At 49.6% G+C, this 3384-nt stretch carries 3 protein-coding genes; all 3 read left to right on the top strand.

Going from position 1 to position 3384, the window contains the following annotated elements:
• Positions 1-948 (top strand): TerC family protein (locus R3177_RS13960; protein ID WP_318971624.1); only part of this gene is annotated, 948 nt, incomplete at its 5' end.
• A gap of 115 nt (positions 949-1063) precedes the next feature.
• Entirely contained in the window at positions 1064-2284 is a 1221-nt protein-coding gene (locus tag R3177_RS13955; RefSeq protein ID WP_318971623.1) for a permease, read from the top strand.
• Positions 2285-2328: 44 nt separating this feature from the next.
• Entirely contained in the window at positions 2329-3219 is an 891-nt protein-coding gene (locus R3177_RS13950; RefSeq protein WP_318971622.1) for a ZIP family metal transporter, read from the top strand.
• Positions 3220-3384 lie beyond the last annotated feature (165 nt).

The raw sequence follows: 3384 nt of genomic DNA, 5'->3' as shown, positions 1-3384 counted from the left end.
TTGCTGGCTTTTGATTTGGGTGTGCTGCACCGCAATTCGAAAGAAATTTCAGTAAAAGAAGCGTTATGGCTAAGTCTGGGATACGTGATCCTGGCAATGATTTTTGCGGCCGGGGTATTTTATTTTATGGGCAGCGAGCCCGGCTACCAGTTTGTTACCGGTTATCTTATCGAAAAAAGTCTCAGCGTTGATAATATCTTTGTATTTCTGCTGGTATTTATGCATTTTTCTGTGCCGCCTAAGTATCAGTACAAAGTGTTGTTCTGGGGGATTATTGGTGCATTAATTATGCGTGGAACCCTTATCTACGTTGGCGCCAGTGTCATTGAACACTTCCACTGGATTATTTATTTGTTTGGCGCCTTTCTGATTTTTACCGGCATTAAAATGTTAATTGCAGTCGGGCAGGAGCCTGACATGGAAAATAACCGTATCGTTAAATTTATGCGCAAGCGGTTTCGGGTGACCGAAACGTTTGAGGAAGATCGTTTCTTTGTCCGGCGCAACGGCCTGTTATTTATGACACCGTTATTTATCGTGCTGGTGCTGGTAGAGCTGACCGATCTGGTATTTGCGCTGGATTCTATTCCGGCCATTTTTGCTATCACTACCGACCCCTTTATTGTCTACACGGCCAACGTGTTCGCCATTTTAGGGTTGCGAGCACTGTATTTTGCCCTGGCAGGCATTATTCACCGCTTCCATTACCTGAAGTATGGCTTGTCGCTGGTACTGATGGTGGTCGGCAGCAAGATGATTCTTAACGCCTATTTTGGTCAGAAGGTGATTCCAACCGAGATTGCGTTACTGATCACCGCTGTGTTGATTGGCGGCTCAATGGCGATATCACTGATAAAAACCCGGGGTACCAGCCCAGAGCAGGCGCCTGCAGCAGCCAAAGCATGGTGGGTACCAGGCAGTCCGGCCAAAAACAAAAACAAAGAATAAGTATGCCGATACGGTAATACCACTAATTTCTGTAAGTTTTTGAAAATCAGCGCTAAAGCGGCTACTGTTAACAGACAGTACCGCCAAGGCAACGCAAAAACAAAGGACAGAGATTTTGGAGGCTTTTTTACAGAACTGGCATCAGTCCGCTGTAACCACAGCGGGCTTATTCTGGATGGCACTGTGGGCATTTGCGCTCGGGTATCTGATCAGCGCCATGGTACAGGTTTTTATTACCAAAGAGCGAATGCGCAAAAGTATGGGGCAAAGTGGCCCTAAAAGTATCGCGCTGGGCACGTTTTTTGGTTTTCTTTCCAGCTCATGTTCATTTGCGGCACTGGCCACGACCCGTTCATTATTCGCCAAAGGCGCCAGCTTTGCATCGGCGCTGGCTTTCTTGCTGGCGTCAACTAATCTGGTGGTTGAGCTGGGCATTGTTATCGCCGTTTTTCTGGGCTGGCAATTCGTTGTAGGTGAGTATCTTGGCGGTTTATTGCTGATCCTGCTCAGCTGGCTGTTAATCCGGCTGACCCTGAGCCGGAAACTGGAAAAACATGCCCGGCAGCAGGCTGAAAAAACGTCAAATGAGCAGACCAGTAGTGACAGCAGTGACTGGAAAAGACTGATAAAAAGCCGCGAGGGCTGGCAGAAGGTCGCCAAGCGCTATGTCATGGAATGGCAGATGGTATGGAAAGATGTGGCAGTCGGCTTTACCGTCGCTGGCATTATCGCTGTTTTTGTACCGGCTACCTTTTTTACCACATTATTTATCGGCTCCGGCAGTGATAATCCGGCTTTCTGGCAAATTGTATTTCAGGCCTTTATTGGCCCTGTTGCTGCTTTTTTCACTTTTATTGGTTCTATGGGTAATATCCCGTTAGCGGCAGTGTTATTTGGCCATGGTGTCAGTTTTGCCGGCGTTATGGCATTTATTTTCAGCGATCTGGTGGTGTTGCCGGTGCTGCGGATTCAGGCCCGCTATTACGGCTGGAAAGTGGCGCTGTATATCATGGCAATTTTCCTGATAGCGCTGGTGATAACGGCAGTAACAATGCATTATGGTTTTGCTGCTGCTGGCTTATTACCGACTGCAGAGGCCACAAAAACTGTAACCGAGCGCGAATTCTTTAAAGTGGATTACACTCTCTGGTTTAACATCATCTTTTTATTGCTCAGCGGTGTGTTTTTCTGCTGGTACCGGCGGGCGATGAAAAAAAGTCAGCATAATCATGATCACGGCAGCAACGGCAGAACCAGTGAAAAAGTACTGCGAGTCCTGGCCATACTGGCATTTGGCTGGCTGTTAATCGGGTTTTTGCTGGGCGTTATTCTTTAAATTATCTTAGCAGCTGCGCGGGCGACCGCTAAACAGGAGCAGGCATGAAGCAATCGTCACTGCAGTCACCCTGGCTTAGTGGCCGTAAGGTGCTGGGCACCCTGATTATAATATTAGGGGCCAGCTATGCAATACAGCAGCTGGTGCTGTTAATGCAGCAACAGCAAAATGTCCGCTATGCATTTTATGCCGGGATGGCAGCCGCTGCTGCAACGGCGGGCGGGGCACTGCCAGCGTTATTTTTACGGCGCTTATCCCAGAAGCTGCATGATGTCATGCTTGGCTTCGGTGCCGGGGTTATGTTGGCAGCCTGTATGTTTTCATTAATTGTGCCGGCGCTGGCCATTCTGGAACAAACTGGCACATCGGCCTGGCGCAGCTCGGGCAGTGTCGCATTAGCGGTTTTACTGGGCGCGGCAGTAATGTTGCTGGTTGAACGCCTGGTACCGCATCAGCATTTTATTAAAGATGAAGACCGGGCTCGTGGCTTAAAATTACGCCGCAGCTGGTTATTTGTATTCGCGATTATTTTGCATAATATGCCAGAAGGCCTGGCGATAGGGGCATCCTATGCCAGCGGTGATATCGCAGCAGCCACGGCCCTGGCAACCGGCATTTCCATCCAGGATATTCCGGAAGGGCTGGTGGTGGCGATGGCGCTGTTAGCAGCCGGTTACAGCCGGACCCTGGCGGTCGGGATGGCTGTTTTCTCCGGATTAACCGAGCCGGTTATGGCGGTCATTGGCGCAGCTGTGCTGGGCGACTCCAGCTTGCTACTGCCCTGGGGGCTGGCGCTCGCTGCCGGCGCAATGCTATTTGTCATCAGCCATGAAATGATCCCGGAATCCCACCGCCAGGGCCATGAATTACCGGCAACCAGCGGTCTGATGCTCGGTTTCGTGTTGATGATGCTGCTCGATACCGCCCTGGGTTAATCCTGCCAGTCACCTTCAAGCAACGCCGACACATTTTATTACAATCTGCCGGCAAGCCCAGCGGTAACTTCGCTTGCCTGTTCAGTACGTTATTTATTACATTGAGTACTACAAAATTTCACAATTACCCCCGATAAAACGATTAATAACAGGTATCCGAATGAA

The organism is Arsukibacterium sp. (assembly GCF_033722355.1).
Lineage (GTDB): Bacteria > Pseudomonadota > Gammaproteobacteria > Enterobacterales > Alteromonadaceae > Alishewanella.
This window is presented reverse-complemented; position numbering and strand designations above follow the sequence as displayed.